Source organism: Planomicrobium sp. YIM 101495, assembly GCF_009707665.1.
Classification (GTDB): domain Bacteria; phylum Bacillota; class Bacilli; order Bacillales_A; family Planococcaceae; genus Planococcus.
Genome location: NZ_WLZW01000001.1, coordinates 1,865,158 through 1,879,728, shown reverse-complemented (window position 1 = coordinate 1,879,728; position 14,571 = coordinate 1,865,158). Strand labels below are relative to the sequence as shown.

16 protein-coding genes are annotated in these 14,571 nt (G+C 48.5%); 15 read left to right on the top strand and 1 reads right to left on the bottom strand.

The window, feature by feature from the left end:
- Position 1 precedes the first annotated feature (1 nt).
- From mnmG to ychF, 9 genes are all read left to right on the top strand, one after another.
- Positions 2–1,888 (top strand): tRNA uridine-5-carboxymethylaminomethyl(34) synthesis enzyme MnmG, encoded by a 1,887-nt coding sequence (gene mnmG / locus GIW82_RS09125; RefSeq protein ID WP_154749515.1) that lies wholly within the window; start codon positions 2–4, stop codon positions 1,886–1,888.
- A 92-nt stretch (positions 1,889–1,980) separates the two neighbouring features.
- Complete coding sequence (gene rsmG / locus GIW82_RS09120; RefSeq protein WP_154749514.1) at positions 1,981–2,694, top strand: 16S rRNA (guanine(527)-N(7))-methyltransferase RsmG; 714 nt, start codon at positions 1,981–1,983, stop codon at positions 2,692–2,694.
- Positions 2,695–2,798: 104 nt separating this feature from the next.
- Positions 2,799–3,668: a nucleoid occlusion protein gene (gene noc / locus GIW82_RS09115; RefSeq protein ID WP_370456154.1), complete on the top strand. Its 870-nt coding sequence runs from the start codon at positions 2,799–2,801 to the stop codon at positions 3,666–3,668.
- A gap of 193 nt (positions 3,669–3,861) precedes the next feature.
- Positions 3,862–4,623, top strand: coding sequence for a ParA family protein (locus GIW82_RS09110; RefSeq protein WP_154749512.1), 762 nt, complete (start codon positions 3,862–3,864; stop codon positions 4,621–4,623).
- Positions 4,616–5,449, top strand: coding sequence for a ParB/RepB/Spo0J family partition protein (locus GIW82_RS09105; RefSeq protein WP_154749511.1), 834 nt, complete (start codon positions 4,616–4,618; stop codon positions 5,447–5,449). Before GIW82_RS09110 ends, GIW82_RS09105 begins: the two co-directional genes overlap by 8 nt.
- A 452-nt stretch (positions 5,450–5,901) precedes the next feature.
- The gene (locus tag GIW82_RS09100) at positions 5,902–6,615 is read left to right on the top strand and encodes a DUF554 domain-containing protein (RefSeq protein ID WP_154749510.1); all 714 of its coding nucleotides are present in this window, start codon (positions 5,902–5,904) and stop codon (positions 6,613–6,615) included.
- Between the two features lie 12 nt (positions 6,616–6,627).
- Positions 6,628–7,569 carry a mechanosensitive ion channel family protein gene (locus GIW82_RS09095; protein ID WP_370456152.1) on the top strand — a complete coding sequence of 314 codons (942 nt, stop codon included), beginning with the start codon at positions 6,628–6,630 and terminating at the stop codon, positions 7,567–7,569.
- 18 nt (positions 7,570–7,587) lie between these two features.
- Positions 7,588–7,788, top strand: a complete 201-nt coding sequence (locus tag GIW82_RS09090; RefSeq protein ID WP_154749509.1) for a DUF951 domain-containing protein — start codon at positions 7,588–7,590, stop codon at positions 7,786–7,788.
- An 80-nt stretch (positions 7,789–7,868) separates the two neighbouring features.
- On the top strand, positions 7,869–8,969 hold the full coding sequence (gene ychF / locus GIW82_RS09085) for a redox-regulated ATPase YchF (RefSeq protein WP_154749508.1): 1,101 nt from the start codon (positions 7,869–7,871) through the stop codon (positions 8,967–8,969).
- Positions 8,970–9,166: 197 nt separating this feature from the next.
- Here ychF and GIW82_RS09080 read toward each other — a convergent pair whose 3' ends face one another.
- Entirely contained in the window at positions 9,167–9,730 is a 564-nt protein-coding gene (locus tag GIW82_RS09080) for a DUF3267 domain-containing protein (protein ID WP_154749507.1), read from the bottom strand.
- A 177-nt stretch (positions 9,731–9,907) separates the two neighbouring features.
- On the opposite strand from GIW82_RS09080, the gene rpsF reads away from it, so the two are divergent.
- The 6 genes from rpsF to rplI all read left to right on the top strand — a co-directional run bounded on the left by rpsF (position 9,908) and on the right by rplI (position 14,568).
- The gene (gene rpsF / locus GIW82_RS09075; RefSeq protein WP_154749675.1) at positions 9,908–10,195 is read left to right on the top strand and encodes a 30S ribosomal protein S6; all 288 of its coding nucleotides are present in this window, start codon (positions 9,908–9,910) and stop codon (positions 10,193–10,195) included.
- A gap of 45 nt (positions 10,196–10,240) precedes the next feature.
- The gene (ssb, locus tag GIW82_RS09070) at positions 10,241–10,726 is read left to right on the top strand and encodes a single-stranded DNA-binding protein (RefSeq protein WP_154749506.1); all 486 of its coding nucleotides are present in this window, start codon (positions 10,241–10,243) and stop codon (positions 10,724–10,726) included.
- Positions 10,727–10,776: 50 nt separating this feature from the next.
- A complete protein-coding gene (gene rpsR / locus GIW82_RS09065; RefSeq protein WP_154749505.1) occupies positions 10,777–11,013 on the top strand; it encodes a 30S ribosomal protein S18 in 237 nt (78 codons plus the stop codon).
- A 168-nt stretch (positions 11,014–11,181) separates the two neighbouring features.
- Positions 11,182–12,132 carry a YybS family protein gene (locus GIW82_RS09060; RefSeq protein ID WP_154749674.1) on the top strand — a complete coding sequence of 317 codons (951 nt, stop codon included), beginning with the start codon at positions 11,182–11,184 and terminating at the stop codon, positions 12,130–12,132.
- A 13-nt stretch (positions 12,133–12,145) separates the two neighbouring features.
- On the top strand, positions 12,146–14,122 hold the full coding sequence (locus GIW82_RS09055; RefSeq protein WP_154749504.1) for a DHH family phosphoesterase: 1,977 nt from the start codon (positions 12,146–12,148) through the stop codon (positions 14,120–14,122).
- The gene (gene rplI / locus GIW82_RS09050; protein ID WP_154749503.1) at positions 14,119–14,568 is read left to right on the top strand and encodes a 50S ribosomal protein L9; all 450 of its coding nucleotides are present in this window, start codon (positions 14,119–14,121) and stop codon (positions 14,566–14,568) included. The genes GIW82_RS09055 and rplI overlap by 4 nt, the downstream gene beginning before the upstream one ends.
- The last annotated feature ends 3 nt before the right edge of the window (positions 14,569–14,571 follow it).

Below are 14,571 nucleotides of genomic sequence, written 5' to 3'. Positions count from 1 at the left end.
CATGCCACAATTTGAAGCAGGCACGTTCGATGTGATTGTCGTCGGTGCAGGCCATGCTGGAGTGGAAGCAGCACTTGCTTCGTCTCGCATGGGAGCCGAAACGTTAGTCTTATCGATGAACTTGGACATGATTGCATTCATGCCATGTAATCCATCAATTGGAGGGCCGGCGAAAGGAATCGTCGTCCGTGAAATCGATGCACTTGGCGGAGCCATGGGACGCGTCATCGACAAAACACACATCCAAATGAGAATGTTGAATACTGCAAAAGGGCCGGCAGTACGAGCGCTCCGTGCACAGGCTGATAAAGTCCTTTACCAGCAAGAAATGAAACGGCTGTTGGAAGAGGCGGATAACTTATCGCTTCACCAAGGGGTCGTTGAGAAATTGATCGTCGAAGAGGGGACTGTCAAAGGCTTGATTACACAAGCTGGTGGCATTTACCGTGCGAAGACGGTCATCATCACGACAGGTACGTTCCTACGCGGTGAGATCATCATCGGGGACCTCCGTTACTCAAGTGGCCCAAACAACCAGCAGCCATCCATTAAACTGGCTGAAAACCTGGAAGAGCTCGGCTTCGAAACGGTCCGTTTCAAAACAGGAACGCCTCCGCGCGTCAACAGCAAGAGCATCGATTACAGCAAAACAGAAATCCAGCCTGGAGACGACCAGCCCCGTGCATTCAGTTTTGAAACGACGGAATTCATTCTTGATCAACTGCCTTGCTGGTTAACTTATACGACTTCTGAAACGCATGAAATTATCGATCGTAACCTTCACCTATCACCGATGTATTCAGGCATGGCAAAAGGGACAGGGCCGCGTTATTGCCCTTCGATCGAAGACAAGATCGTTCGTTTCAGCGATAAGCCGCGTCACCAGATCTTCCTGGAACCGGAAGGCCGCAATACGAGCGAAGTCTATGTACAAGGCCTTTCGACAAGTTTACCTGAGCACGTGCAGCGTCAACTGATCGCATCTGTGCCGGGGCTTGAAAAAGCGGAGATGATGCGTGCCGGCTATGCCATCGAATATGATGCGATCGTGCCGACACAACTATGGCCGACGCTCGAGTCTAAGCAAATTGTCAACTTGTACACTGCAGGTCAAATAAACGGGACTTCCGGCTACGAAGAAGCAGCTGGTCAAGGGATTATGGCTGGCATCAATGCCGCAGCGAAAGTGCTCGGCAAAGAAGAAGTCATCCTGAGCCGTTCGGACGGTTATATCGGCGTCTTGATCGATGATTTGGTGACGAAAGGGACAAGTGAGCCTTACCGTCTCCTAACATCACGTGCCGAATACCGCTTGTTGCTGCGCCACGATAACGCAGATCTCCGTTTGACAGAGCTTGCCCACTCGCTCGGCTTGATTTCGGAAGAACGCTACGCGCGTTTCCTTGAGAAAAAACAGCAGATCGACGACGAAATCGCACGTCTGCGCAGCTTCATGATCAAACCGACTGCTGAGGTACAGGCAGTGATCCAAGAAGCTGCTGGCAGTGAATTAAAAGACGGCATTCGCGGTGCGGATCTCTTGAAACGTCCAGAAATGCATTACGGAATGATCGCCCGACTGACAGAAGCACCGGAATTGTCGGAAGAAGTGACAGAACAAGTGGAAATTCAAGTGAAATACGAAGGCTATATCGAAAAATCGCTTCAGCAAGTGGAAAAACTGAAGAAGATGGAAGATAAAAAAATTCCGGATGCCATCGATTACGATGCGATCTCAGGAATCGCCACGGAAGCACGCGGCAAATTGAAGCAAGTTCGACCACTTTCAATCGCCCAAGCGTCACGTATTTCAGGTGTAAACCCTGCTGACATTTCCATTTTGTTGGTGTATATTGAACAAGGTAGAATCGCAAAAATCTCCAGCTAATAGCAGAGTGACATAGACAACGAGGGGGCTGGTTTTCCAGCCCTTTTTATTTGATTTCCATCCACGACAAAAAGGAAAAGAGGAGTACTTCCATGAATGAAGAGCAATTCAAGCAAATCCTTCAACAGCACGGTATCGAACTGACAGATGCGCAGCTTCAGCAATTCCGCATCTATTACGAAGAACTCGTCGAATGGAATGAGAAAATGAATTTGACGGCCATCACTGATCAGCCATCCGTTTATCTCAAGCATTTTTATGACTCCATTTCAGCAGCTTTCCACCTGGATTTCACAGGTGCGCTAAAGATTTGCGACGTTGGCGCCGGAGCCGGCTTCCCAAGTATTCCACTAAAAATTTGTTTCCCGGATCTTCACGTCACGATCGTCGATTCGTTGAATAAACGCATCCAATTCTTGACGCACTTGAGTGAAAAACTTGGATTGGCGGACGTCCAATTCGTCCATAGCCGTGCAGAAGACTTCGGACAATCCGCACAGCGTGAAACATTCGACCTTGTGACGGCACGTGCAGTTGCTCGTTTGTCTGTTCTGTCTGAACTATGCGTACCACTTGTGAAAGAGGGCGGTCGTTTTGCAGCACTGAAAGCAGCTTCTGCTCCAGAAGAGCTGAAAGATGCAGAAAAGGCGTTACAAATATTAGGTGTAGAACTAGAAAACGAACATACATTCCTATTGCCGGTTGAAGAAAGTGAACGGTATATCCAGGTCTTCCGGAAGTTCAAGAAAACACCAAAGAAATATCCGAGAAAAGCGGGGACACCGAATAAATCTCCTATTAATTGAGGATTTTCTTCAATTTTGGTGAAACATTCTGAAAAAAAGGGAATTATCGAGTGAAAAGTGAATAGATGTAAAGAAGAGAGCTTTTTAGAAGGTGGTGCTTGAGAGTGAAAAGTCCTTTTTCACGTTTTTTTGGAGGCGGAGACAAGCAAGAAGGCCTATCTGAGAGGAACAATGAAGAACTACGGGGAAATGCTGAGAAAATCATTCAATTACCGATCAGCCAGATCATCCCGAATCCATATCAGCCACGTACATTATTTGATGAGGAAAAAATCGAAGAACTGGCGCGGACGATCCATACACATGGTGTAATCCAGCCGATCGTTTTACGGGCAGGAAAAGAGCAGGACCTTTATGAAATCATTGCAGGAGAACGCCGATTCCGCGCGATGAAGACGCTTGGATGGGAAACGGTCCCTGCATTGGTGAGGGAATTGGGCGATAAAGAAACTGCGTCGATTGCATTGATTGAGAACCTTCAGCGTGAGGAATTAACGTCGATCGAAGAAGCCGCAGCGTACCAAAACTTACTGGAGCTTCATGAAATCACCCAGGAAGCGTTGGCTCAGCGCCTCGGCAAGAGCCAATCGTCGATAGCGAACAAGCTACGTCTGCTGAAGCTGCCGGAAGAAGTGAAGAACGGCCTTTTGCAGCGTGAAGTTTCTGAGCGTCATGCACGAGCCTTGATTCCTTTGAAAGACGAAGCGCTGCAAGTGAAACTCTATATGGAAGTGATTGAACAGCAGCTGAACGTCAAACAATTGGAGGCACGCGTCGCCAAATTTCTCGATGACAACCCTGTGAAAGCGAAGCCGCGACGCAAAGCCGTAAGCCGTGATGTCCGCATCGCCATGAATACGATCAAAGAGTCGCTAAATATGGTGACCAAAAGCGGGGTCGCGCTTTCGACCGAAGAGGAAGAACACGACGATTACTATCAGATCACCGTGAAAATCCCGAAGAAAAAGAAGTGAACCTTCCCCATTTTTGGAGAAGGTTTTTTGGTTTGGCAGTTGTCTGATATAATAGATGATATGAATGGATCCCGTGACAGAATCCATTGCCCAGCGTAGCGGAGGAATGGGGTTTAAGTTGCGGGAAGTTAGATCCCCTGCAAACGGTCCACCAGTGATTTGGGAGAAGGAACAATAGAAAGTTGGTGCAAGCTTGGGTAAAACGATTGCGATTGCGAATCAAAAAGGCGGGGTAGGGAAAACCACTTCATCAGTGAATTTGAGTGCCTGCCTCGCATATTTGGGCAAAAAAGTATTGTTGATAGATATCGATCCACAAGGGAACGCTACAAGTGGAGTAGGGGTCAATAAAGGGGATGTCGATCAGTGCATATATGAAGTGCTCATAGAGGATGTGGACGTGAAGACGATCATCCGAGAGACGAAGGTGGAGAACCTCCACGTTGTGCCGGCGACGATTTCATTAGCTGGCGCCGAAATCGAACTGGTCTCGACAATCTCGAGGGAAGCCAGACTCAAAAACGCTTTGGCAGAAGTGAAGAATGACTACGATTATGTCATCATCGACTGTCCACCGTCCCTCGGTCTATTGACGCTGAACTCATTGACCGCTTCTGATTCCATCATTATCCCGGTGCAATGCGAATACTATGCACTGGAAGGGTTGAGCCAATTACTGAGCACCATCCGTCTTGTACAGAAGCACTTGAATCACGATCTGATGATTGAAGGTGTCTTGCTGACAATGCTTGATGCACGGACGAACCTCGGCATCCAAGTAATCGAAGAAGTAAAGAAATACTTCCAGGAGAAAGTGTACCACACGATCATTCCACGGAACGTCCGCTTGAGCGAAGCACCTAGCCATGGAGAGCCGATCATCATTTATGACCCGAAATCTAGAGGCGCAGAAGTATATGTAGAATTGGCGAAGGAAGTGATCAAAAATGGCTAAAGGGTTAGGTAAAGGCATCAACGCGTTGTTTCCTGGCGAGGCATTAAGAGATTCGACGCAAGTGACGAGGCTTAAGATGAGCCAATTACGTGTCAATCCATATCAGCCACGAAAGATTTTTGACGAAATGGCGTTGCAGGAGCTGTCTGAATCCATCAAGGAGCATGGCATTCTTCAGCCGATCGTTGTCAGGAAGGCCGGGAAGAACTACGAAATCGTCGTGGGAGAGCGGCGTTTCCGCGCAGCGAAACTTGCAGGAATCAAAGAGATTCCTGCGATTGTCAAAGAATTGACCGACCAGCAGATGATGGAACTGGCGATTCTTGAAAACTTGCAGCGGGAAGATTTGACGCCAATCGAAGAAGCCGAAGCATACGAGCGACTCATGGAAGCACTGAAACTGACGCAAGAGCAACTGGCTTTCAGACTCGGCAAGAGCCGTCCATATATCGCTAACCACCTTCGCTTATTGTCCTTGCCGGAAGAAGTGCGAAATATGATTTCTTCGCAGGAACTGACGATGGGACACGGCCGGGCATTGCTCGGAATCAAAAAGAAGAAGATGATTCCTGAAATCGCACAGAAGACGATCAAAGAAAAATTGAACGTCCGACAACTCGAAGCGTTCGTCCAACGATTCAACGAAAATGTTCCACGTGAAACAATTCCGGAGAAGAAGGATATCTTTGTGGAAGAGAAACAAAGCGAGCTCCGCGACCGGTTCGGTACGAATGTGCTGATCAAAAAGAATAAAAACAAAGGGAAAATTGAAATCGAATTTTTCTCTGAAGAAGATCTCGAGCGCATCCTCGAACTGCTAAACTGAACAAAAACCTATTTCCCGACCTGGGGAATAGGTTTATTTAATAGAAAAGCGGAGGCGGCTCGTTCAGCTCTGACAGGCGTAAGACGGGTCAGCGGAGCGGCGTTACTTGCCGCGCAGCTGGGCTGTCTTACGACCCGAAGAGTAAGCCGCCGGCGTCTGGACAATAGAAAAGCGGAGGCGGCTCGTTCAGCTCTGACAGGCGTAAGACGGGTCAGCGGAGCGGCGTTACTTGCCGCGCAGCTGGGCTGTCTTACGACCCGAAGAGTAAGCCGCCGGTGTCTGGACAATAGAAAAGCGGAGGCGGCTCGTTCAGCTCCGCCGGGTATAAGCCGCCCCGAAAAGTTGGCTATCGGCGAAGCCGTCATACTATAAAAAGCGGCGAGGAAAATCTATAATGTATGAATAGTTCGATCTTTTTTTGGCAAATCCAGTTTATGGAAAGGAGCCTTCTTATGGTTCTCTTGGGGACAGTCATCAACGCAATATTAATCGTATTTGGCACATTAGTGGGAAGAGCTCTCCGGAACATCCCCGAGAAAATGAAGGAAACTGTCATGTATGTCATAGGCCTCGCAGTATTGGTTCTCGGCTTGCAGATGGGGTTCGAAAGTACCCAATTCGTCATCGTGATCATTAGTTTGGTTATCGGTGCGGTAATAGGGGAATGGATGGATTTGGACGGCAGGCTGAATCAGTTCGGCCGTTGGGTGGAAAAGAAAATCGGTGCCGAAGAAAGTAAAGGAAGCATTGCGCAAGGATTCGTCACAGCGACACTGATTTTTGTCATTGGTGCGATGGGCGTCATCGGGGCATTGGAGAGTGGCCTGAGCAATGAACACGGTGTGCTGATTTCAAAAGGAATCATTGATGGCTTTACGTCGATCATTCTGGCCTCGACGCTCGGTATCGGAGTCTTGCTGGCGGCAATTCCGGTCTTTGTATATCAAGGCATCATTGCACTATTTGCGACACAGATCAGTTTGATCGTCCCGGAAGCAGCGCTGGATCTGTTCATTCTTGAAATGACAGCGACTGGCGGGATTATGATCGCAGCGATCGGCTTGAATTTGATGGGTGTGACAAAGATTCGTGTCGCGAATTTGTTGCCGGGTGTGGTCGTTGTTGCTTTTGTTGTCGCAGCGATTTATAAATTCAATTTGTATTAAGAAGGTGATAGGATGGCAGTAACTCCGCAAACTCCGGATACAACGGAAACACCGGAGAAAGAAATGACCCCTCCGGATTTGGAAGAAGTACAGGAAACCCTTTTAAATCAAGAAACATGGATCAACCTTGGCCAACTTGCGTTGGAAGTGATAGCAATCGTATTAGTGGCTTGGCTGCTTGTACGCATCGCGAAAGCTCTCATCCGCCGAACATTCACGGTACGTGTAAAGGGCCCGTTCAAGACGAAAGGGCACGGGAGAAGACAGCAGACTTTACAAAAGCTGCTCGAAAACATTGTTGCATATGTGATCTGGTTTATGGCGATTGTAGCGGTCCTTTCAGCGTTCAATATTAATATTACCGGGATTATCGCCGGGGCCGGTGTGCTTGGTTTAGCTGTCGGGTTCGGTGCCCAAAACCTTGTGCGTGATATCATCACCGGATTCTTCATTATTTTCGAAGACCAGTTTTCGGTAGGGGATTACGTCCGCATCAATCAGGCTGAAGGGACGGTCGAAGAAATCGGGCTCCGGACAACAAAAGTCAAAGCATGGACAGGGGAATTATTCATTTTTCCGAACGGCAATGTGACAGAAGTAGTGAATTTCTCGATTCACAACTCGATTGCAGTCGTGGATGTGAATATTTCATATGAATCGGATATCGCCAATGTTGAAGAATTGATCCGTGAGTTCCTGGAAACGTTGCAGGAACGATACGAACAGATTATCAGCCCGCCGGATCTGCTCGGCGTACAGACGATGACGACGACCGAAATAGTCGTCAGAATCACGGCAGAAACATTACCGATGCAACATTTCGCAGTGGCTCGCGGTATTCGCCGAGACCTGAAGGAATTTCTTGACAAACGAGGAGTCGAAATCCCTTATCCGCGGATGGTCATGGTACAGCGCTCACCAGCTGAGCCGGATTCGCCGAATATGAAGAAATAGGAAGAGGAGATAGTGCAGATGGAAACGAAACAATTCGACTTGCATGATACCGTCGAGATGAAGAAAGGGCATCCATGTGGAGCGAATTCTTGGAAGATCATCCGCATGGGAGCGGATATCCGGATCAAATGTGAAGGCTGTCAGCATAGCGTCATGATGCCACGTGCAGATTTCGCAAAAAAGATGAAAAAAGTGCTCAAAAAAGCCGACACTGAGTGAGAATGGACAATCAACCCTTTCATTTCTATAATAGAAGAGTTGAAAAATAAGTTTCATCGAAAAGAAAGGTCGTGAATCCTATGGCATTAACTGCTGGGATTGTCGGACTGCCGAACGTAGGAAAGTCCACATTATTCAATGCTATTACAAAAGCGGGTGCCGAAGCGGCAAACTACCCGTTTTGTACGATAGATCCAAACGTCGGGATCGTAGAAGTTCCTGATGCACGTTTGAACAAATTGACGGAATTGGTTGTACCGAAGAAAACCATTCCAACTGCTTTCGAATTTACGGATATCGCTGGAATCGTCCAAGGTGCGAGTAAAGGGGAAGGACTTGGGAACAAATTCCTTTCACACATTCGTGAAGTGGATGCAATTTGCCAAGTCGTCCGTTGTTTCGCAGACGAGAACATCACGCACGTATCAGGAACGGTCGATCCGATCTCGGATATCGAAGTGATCAACTTGGAGCTGGTGCTTGCAGACATGGAGAGTATCGAGAAGCGCATCGCTCGCGCTGCCAAACTGGTCAAACAAAAAGACAAAGAAGCAATCGCAGAAGAGCCTGTGCTACAGAAATTGCGTGAAGCATTCGAAAACGGCAAATTGGCACGTTCAATCGACTTTACGGACGACGAGCTAGCAATTGCGAAAAACTTGAACTTGCTGACGTTGAAGCCGATGCTGTACGTGGCGAACGTAGCAGAAGATGAAATCGCAGAAGCGGACAACAACGAATACGTTCAGCGCGTCCGTGACTTTGCGAAACAAGACAATGCAGATGTTATCGTTGTTTGTGCGAAGATCGAAGAAGAAATGGCTGAGCTGGATGACGAAGAGAAAGAAATGTTCCTTGAAGAGCTTGGCATCGAGGAATCCGGTCTCGATCAATTGATCCGTGCATCTTACAGCTTGCTTGGCCTTGCAACTTACTTCACTGCAGGGGTACAAGAAGTCCGTGCTTGGACATTCAAAAAAGGGATGAAAGCTCCGCAATGTGCGGGTATCATCCACTCGGACTTCGAACGTGGATTCATCCGTGCTGAAACAGTCGCTTATGAAGATCTTGTGGAAATGGGATCGATGACCGCTGCAAAAGAAGCAGGGAAAGTTCGTCAAGAAGGAAAAGAGTACCTTGTCAAAGATGGCGATGTTATGCTCTTCCGTTTCAACGTATAATAATAGGAAAAAGGGCTGCCCCTAAAAGGTCATGGAACATGACTTTCAGGGTCAGCCCTTTTTTGTGGACTCATCCGGTTTTTGAGCGAATCCAAGTTAAATGCATCTGAACGCAAGTTAACCGGCGATGAGTCCAAGTTAAACACCGACGAACAAAACATATAGCTAGACACCACATAACCGCCGTCGAACGCTGGTTACGGGCCGCCTTCCTTGTACTTTCCAGGAAGCTCGTCGAACAGATGCAGACGTGGAAGCTCCGGGTCATCGAGAACCCATACGGCATCCGGCTCTTTTCGGAGTGCCTGCCACATAACGAAATCTCCGTAAGCCCCAGCAGCGAGCATCGCGCCGAGAAGGACGAGGACCTGATCCTGCAGCCAAACGCCGAGAACGGTCGGAAGTGCAGCAGTCATCCAAAACGGCAGCAATAGCGCCTTCCGGATTGCTCTATTCCGCAGCGGTCGTTCGGTCGTCGCATAGGCGATGCCGAGCGCGAGATTGACGCCGAAGCGGAGGGAGCGGATTGGGACCTTGCCGAAGACCACGAATCCGAAGAGGTGGAAGAATTCGTGGATGGCGATCAGGATGATGTAGCCGGCGATGAAGTATAGGATGCCGATCCAGGAGAAGGAATAGGCGAGCGGTGACACGAAAAAATGATAGGCTGCCGCAAAAGCGACAAGCAGAAAAAGGTTCACTTGAAGCATCTTTGGCGTAAGCGCGTCGAGGTCAAGTTCGATCAGACGGTCGGCTTTCATGGATTTCCCTCCTTGTAGATTTCACTTAAAAGTATAACGACAAAAGCTATCCGAATGGTAGTTGCATCACGGATGAATTGGTGATACAATAGGGTGATGTGAGTAATACTTTATGAATTGCTTGCTCCTTGCCCGCTGGAATCAGCAGGGCCAAAGTCCATAAGGAGGTGACAAATGATGAGAGAATACGAATTAATGTATATCGTTCAGCCTGCGATCGAGGAAGAAGCGAAGAAAGCTCTAGTTGAGCGTTTCAGCGAAATCCTGACATCGAACGGTGCTGAAATCATCGAGTCGAAAGAATGGGGTAAACGCCGTCTAGCTTACGAAATCAATGATTTGCGTGAAGGCTTCTACCAGATCGTCAAAGTCAATGCAACGACTGAAGCGATCAACGAATTTACCCGTCTTGCGAACATTAACGAAAACATTATCCGCCACATCGCTGTACGCCAAGGCGAATAAGCGTAGGCTACCAGATAGCAACGACTTCAAGGAGGTTGAATTCTGATGATTAACCGAGTAGTGCTTGTCGGCAGGCTAACAAAAGATCCAGAACTCCGCTATACTCCGAATGGTGTAGCGAACTGTAACTTCACACTTGCTGTGAACCGTACATTCGCGAACGCTCAAGGGGAGCGGGAAGCGGATTTCATCAATTGTGTAACATGGCGTAAACAAGCTGAAAACACAGCTAATTTCCTTAAAAAAGGAAGCTTGGCTGGTGTGGAAGGCCGTATCCAGACACGCAATTATGAAAACAATGAAGGCAAACGTGTATATGTGACAGAAGTGGTGGCGGACAGCGTGCAGTTCCTTGAACCGCGCAATTCCGGCTCCGGCTCTTCTGACCGCAATTACAGTCAGCAGCCTTCTTCTTATCAGCAGAACCAACCACCTGCGAGTCAGCAGAACTATACGCGTGTAGATGACGATCCATTCAAGAGCAATACAAGCGGACCGATCGACGTATCGGACGACGACTTGCCATTCTGATCGACGCCACCCAGCGTAACCAAAACAACTCATAAAGGAGGGAATCCACTATGGCACCACGTCGCGGAGGTAAAAAGCGTAAAAAGGTTTGTTATTTCACTTCAAACAACATCACGCACATCGACTACAAAGACACGGACTTGCTAAAGAAATTCATTTCTGAGCGAGGCAAAATCTTGCCACGCCGTGTAACAGGCACTAGCGCTAAATGGCAGCGTAAGCTGACAATCGCTATCAAACGTGCACGCATCATGGCACTTCTTCCATTCGTAGCGGAAGAAAGATAATTAATTGAACATCCCACTGCCTTTTCCCTGTCTGCTGACAGGGAAAAGGCAGTTTTCTTTTTATCCGGACATGGTGTTACACCGATGACCGCATTTTTGTTCATGGCAGGCAATCATGGTACAATTACAAGGATGAAAATAACCAAAAAGAAGGGAAAATTGACTTCTATGCAGAACCAGCAAGTTCGGCGTCTTACCGATGGGGCATTGATGGCAGCCGTGTTTACGGTCATGCTGGTCATTTCCGTATATGTGCCGATTTTCAGTCTGTTGACCGCGCTGTTTTTAGCGGTGCCTGCAGCCTGGTACAGTGCGAAGTACGGATGGAGAGCTTCCCTTGTGTTTGCACTGGTTTCTCTTGCTTTGAGTGCGTTGCTTGGCGGCTTCCTAGCAGTGCCGCTAGCGCTCATCCATTTGCCGTTCGGCCTTGCAATCGGATTGTCGCTTTATTATAAGAAAAGCAAATTATATTTATTTCTTAGCGCAGGCTTGTCCTTGCTTGCGTCACTCATGGTGCAGTACGTAGCAGCAGTGGCTTTCCTCGGCATCAACGCCATTGAGGAAATGAGATTGCAGCTAGAGGATAGCTACGCACAAGCAGGCGTGTGGGCAGAGCGTATGGGCTCAGACATGGAAGCATACAATGCGACCGTCAGCCAAATGCTCTTCACCTTGGAGACGATGCTCCCTACACTCTTTGTAATGGCGGGCTTTATCATCGCTTGGGGTGTCTTGTCGGTCCAGCTACCGCTCTTGAAGCGGCTAGGTGTCGCATCTCCGAAGTTCCCGTCATTCCGGGAATTACGGTTGCCAAAGAGCGTCTTATGGTATTTTTTGATCATCATGCTCATTACGTTGCTGTTCGAACCGCAGCCGGGCACGATGCTCTACATGGCGCTGATGAACCTCACGCTATTATTGAACATGCTTTTCTTCCTGCAAGGAATCTCGTTCTATCACTTCTATATCCACCAAGAAGGATGGCCGAAATGGGTCACAGTTCTTGTGACGGTGCTGGCAGTGCCGCTGCAATCGTTCACAACGATCGTCGGTATCATCGATTTGGCCTTCAATATCCGGGGCTGGTTGAAGCGGGCACATGAGTTCAAAGGAAAATGAGGAGCTGAAATGAATGTCGGCTTTTTTTAGAAGCAGAAAGCTAAAGTATCCTTTGTTGACGTTAGCGCTTTTAGGCGCGACTGCCACCGTCCTTATCTCGTTATGGTCGGAAGTGGCGGCAGGTGTGTTTCTTCTGCTTTACGCAGGTGTATTTACGTGGACATGGGTGACAGAAAAGAAAAACTACGAAATGACGGAGAAGCATATCGAGACGCTGTCTTACCGGATGAAGAAAGTCGGGGAGGAAGCGCTTCTTGAGATGCCGATCGGGATCATACTGCTCGGCGATAATTACGAAATCGAATGGGCGAATCCTTATATCACATCTGCAGTCAGCCAGGATTCGTTGATCGGGGAGGCGCTCTTTTCACTCTCTGATGATTTCCAAACATTGATCAAATCAGAGGAACTCACGGAAATGATCATCTTACTGGATGGACGCAAGTACAAAGTTTCCTATCAGCCGGATGATAAGCTCCTGTATTTCTTCGATAACACCGAACAGTTGGATATTGAAGCACTTTACGAAGCGGACCGGACCGTCATCGGTATGCTATTCATCGACAACTACGATGAATTGACGCAAGGGATGGACGATCAATCACGGAGTGCCATCAATAGTATGGTCACGTCTCTCGTCAACGATTGGGCCGCGAATCACGGCATCTTCGTGAAGCGGACGTCTTCGGACCGGTTCATCGCGATTTTCAATGAAGCGATCTTGGCAGAGTTGGAACAAGGCAAATTCGCCATCTTGGATGATATCCGAGAGATCAAGGCGAAGGACAACCTCGCATTGACGCTGAGCATCGGTGTCGGGGCAGGCGCGATGTCTTTGATCGAGCTCGGCAGCATGGCCCAGTCCAGTCTCGACCTCGTCCTTGGACGCGGAGGAGACCAGGTGGGCATCAAGCATCCGAGTGGCAAGATGAAGTTTTACGGCGGTAAGACCAACCCGGTGGAGAAACGCACGCGCGTACGTGCACGCGTCATCTCCCATGCTTTGCGTGATTTGATCCAAGACAGTGATCAAGTATTTGTCATGGGGCATAAAATGCCGGATATGGATGCGATCGGAGCTGCGGTCGGTGTCGCGAAAATGGCTGCAATGAATAAAGTGAGCGGCAAGATCGTCGTCGATTTCGATGCTTACGATCGCAGTGTCGGCCGTTTGATGGAAGAACTGCAAGGGGATCCTGAGCTGTTCAGCCAGTTTATAACACCGGAAGAGGCGATGGCTTCGATGACCGATAATTCATTGCTGGTCATCGTCGACACGCACAAGCCGTCCATGGTCATCGATGAACGACTGCTTCAGCGCATGGACCGGGTCGTCTTGATCGACCACCATCGCCGCGGCGAGGAATTCATCACCAATACGATGCTCGTCTATATGGAGCCGTATGCATCATCGACAGCTGAACTTGTCACGGAGTTGATCGAGTATCAGCCGAAACACGAGAAATTATCAATACTTGAAGCGACTTCCATGCTTGCGGGCATCGTCGTCGATACGAAGAGCTTTACGCTCCGTACAGGTGCCAGGACGTTCGAAGCGGCTTCCTATTTGCGTTCGAACGGAGCGGATACGGTACTCGTCCAGCAATTGCTGAAAGAAGATCTCGATACGTATGTAGAGCGTTCGAAACTTGTGGAGACAGTAGAATTCCCTGTCCCTGGCGTCGCAATTGCCCGCGGCGAAGAAGACCGGATCTATAGCTCGGTCCTGATCGCGCAGACGGCAGATATCCTTTTGACGATGAAAGATGTGGAAGCATCATTTGTCGTCGCTGAGCGCAGTGAAGGCGTTATCGGGATCAGTGCCCGTTCCCTCGGCAAGGTCAATGTCCAATTGATCATGGAACAGCTTGATGGAGGCGGTCATTTGACCAACGCCGCTACCCAAATGAATGGTGTCACACTAGATCAGGCTCTCGAACAATTGCAGCAAGTGATTACGGATCAATATGAGGGAGGAAACGAAGAATGAAAGTGATTTTCTTACAAGACGTTAAAGGTAAAGGAAAAAAAGGCGAAATTAAAAATGTAGCGGATGGCTATGCACACAACTTCCTGCTGAAGAACAACTTGGCGATCGAAGCGGATCAAGCTGCGATTTCTCAGCTTTCCGGCCAGAAGAAAAAAGAGGAAAAAGAAGCTGCACAGGAACTTGAAGAAGCAAAGCAGTTGAAAGCGACACTGGAGGAATTGACAGTAGAACTGACGGCGAAATCAGGTGAAGGCGGCCGTATTTTCGGTTCCGTTACGACGAAGCAAGTAGCGAAAGAGCTTGAAAAGACACATGGCATCAAACTGGATAAGCGGAAGATGGAATTGGAAGATGCGATCAAAGCACTCGGCTATACCAATATTCCAGTGAAATTGCACCATGAAGTGACGGCTGTACTGAAAGTTCACGTGACAGAAGAAGCATAAGGA

Coding starts and splice junctions, on each gene's coding strand:
- mnmG (WP_154749515.1), top strand. CDS start 2: ATGCCACAATTTGAAGCAGGCACGTTCGATGTGATTGTCGTCGGTGCA.
- rsmG (WP_154749514.1), top strand. CDS start 1,981: ATGAATGAAGAGCAATTCAAGCAAATCCTTCAACAGCACGGTATCGAA.
- GIW82_RS09105 (WP_154749511.1), top strand. CDS start 4,616: ATGGCTAAAGGGTTAGGTAAAGGCATCAACGCGTTGTTTCCTGGCGAG.
- GIW82_RS09100 (WP_154749510.1), top strand. CDS start 5,902: ATGGTTCTCTTGGGGACAGTCATCAACGCAATATTAATCGTATTTGGC.
- GIW82_RS09095 (WP_370456152.1), top strand. CDS start 6,628: ATGGCAGTAACTCCGCAAACTCCGGATACAACGGAAACACCGGAGAAA.
- GIW82_RS09090 (WP_154749509.1), top strand. CDS start 7,588: ATGGAAACGAAACAATTCGACTTGCATGATACCGTCGAGATGAAGAAA.
- ychF (WP_154749508.1), top strand. CDS start 7,869: ATGGCATTAACTGCTGGGATTGTCGGACTGCCGAACGTAGGAAAGTCC.
- GIW82_RS09080 (WP_154749507.1), bottom strand. CDS start 9,730: ATGAAAGCCGACCGTCTGATCGAACTTGACCTCGACGCGCTTACGCCA.
- rpsF (WP_154749675.1), top strand. CDS start 9,908: ATGAGAGAATACGAATTAATGTATATCGTTCAGCCTGCGATCGAGGAA.
- ssb (WP_154749506.1), top strand. CDS start 10,241: ATGATTAACCGAGTAGTGCTTGTCGGCAGGCTAACAAAAGATCCAGAA.
- rpsR (WP_154749505.1), top strand. CDS start 10,777: ATGGCACCACGTCGCGGAGGTAAAAAGCGTAAAAAGGTTTGTTATTTC.
- GIW82_RS09060 (WP_154749674.1), top strand. CDS start 11,182: ATGCAGAACCAGCAAGTTCGGCGTCTTACCGATGGGGCATTGATGGCA.
- GIW82_RS09055 (WP_154749504.1), top strand. CDS start 12,146: ATGTCGGCTTTTTTTAGAAGCAGAAAGCTAAAGTATCCTTTGTTGACG.
- rplI (WP_154749503.1), top strand. CDS start 14,119: ATGAAAGTGATTTTCTTACAAGACGTTAAAGGTAAAGGAAAAAAAGGC.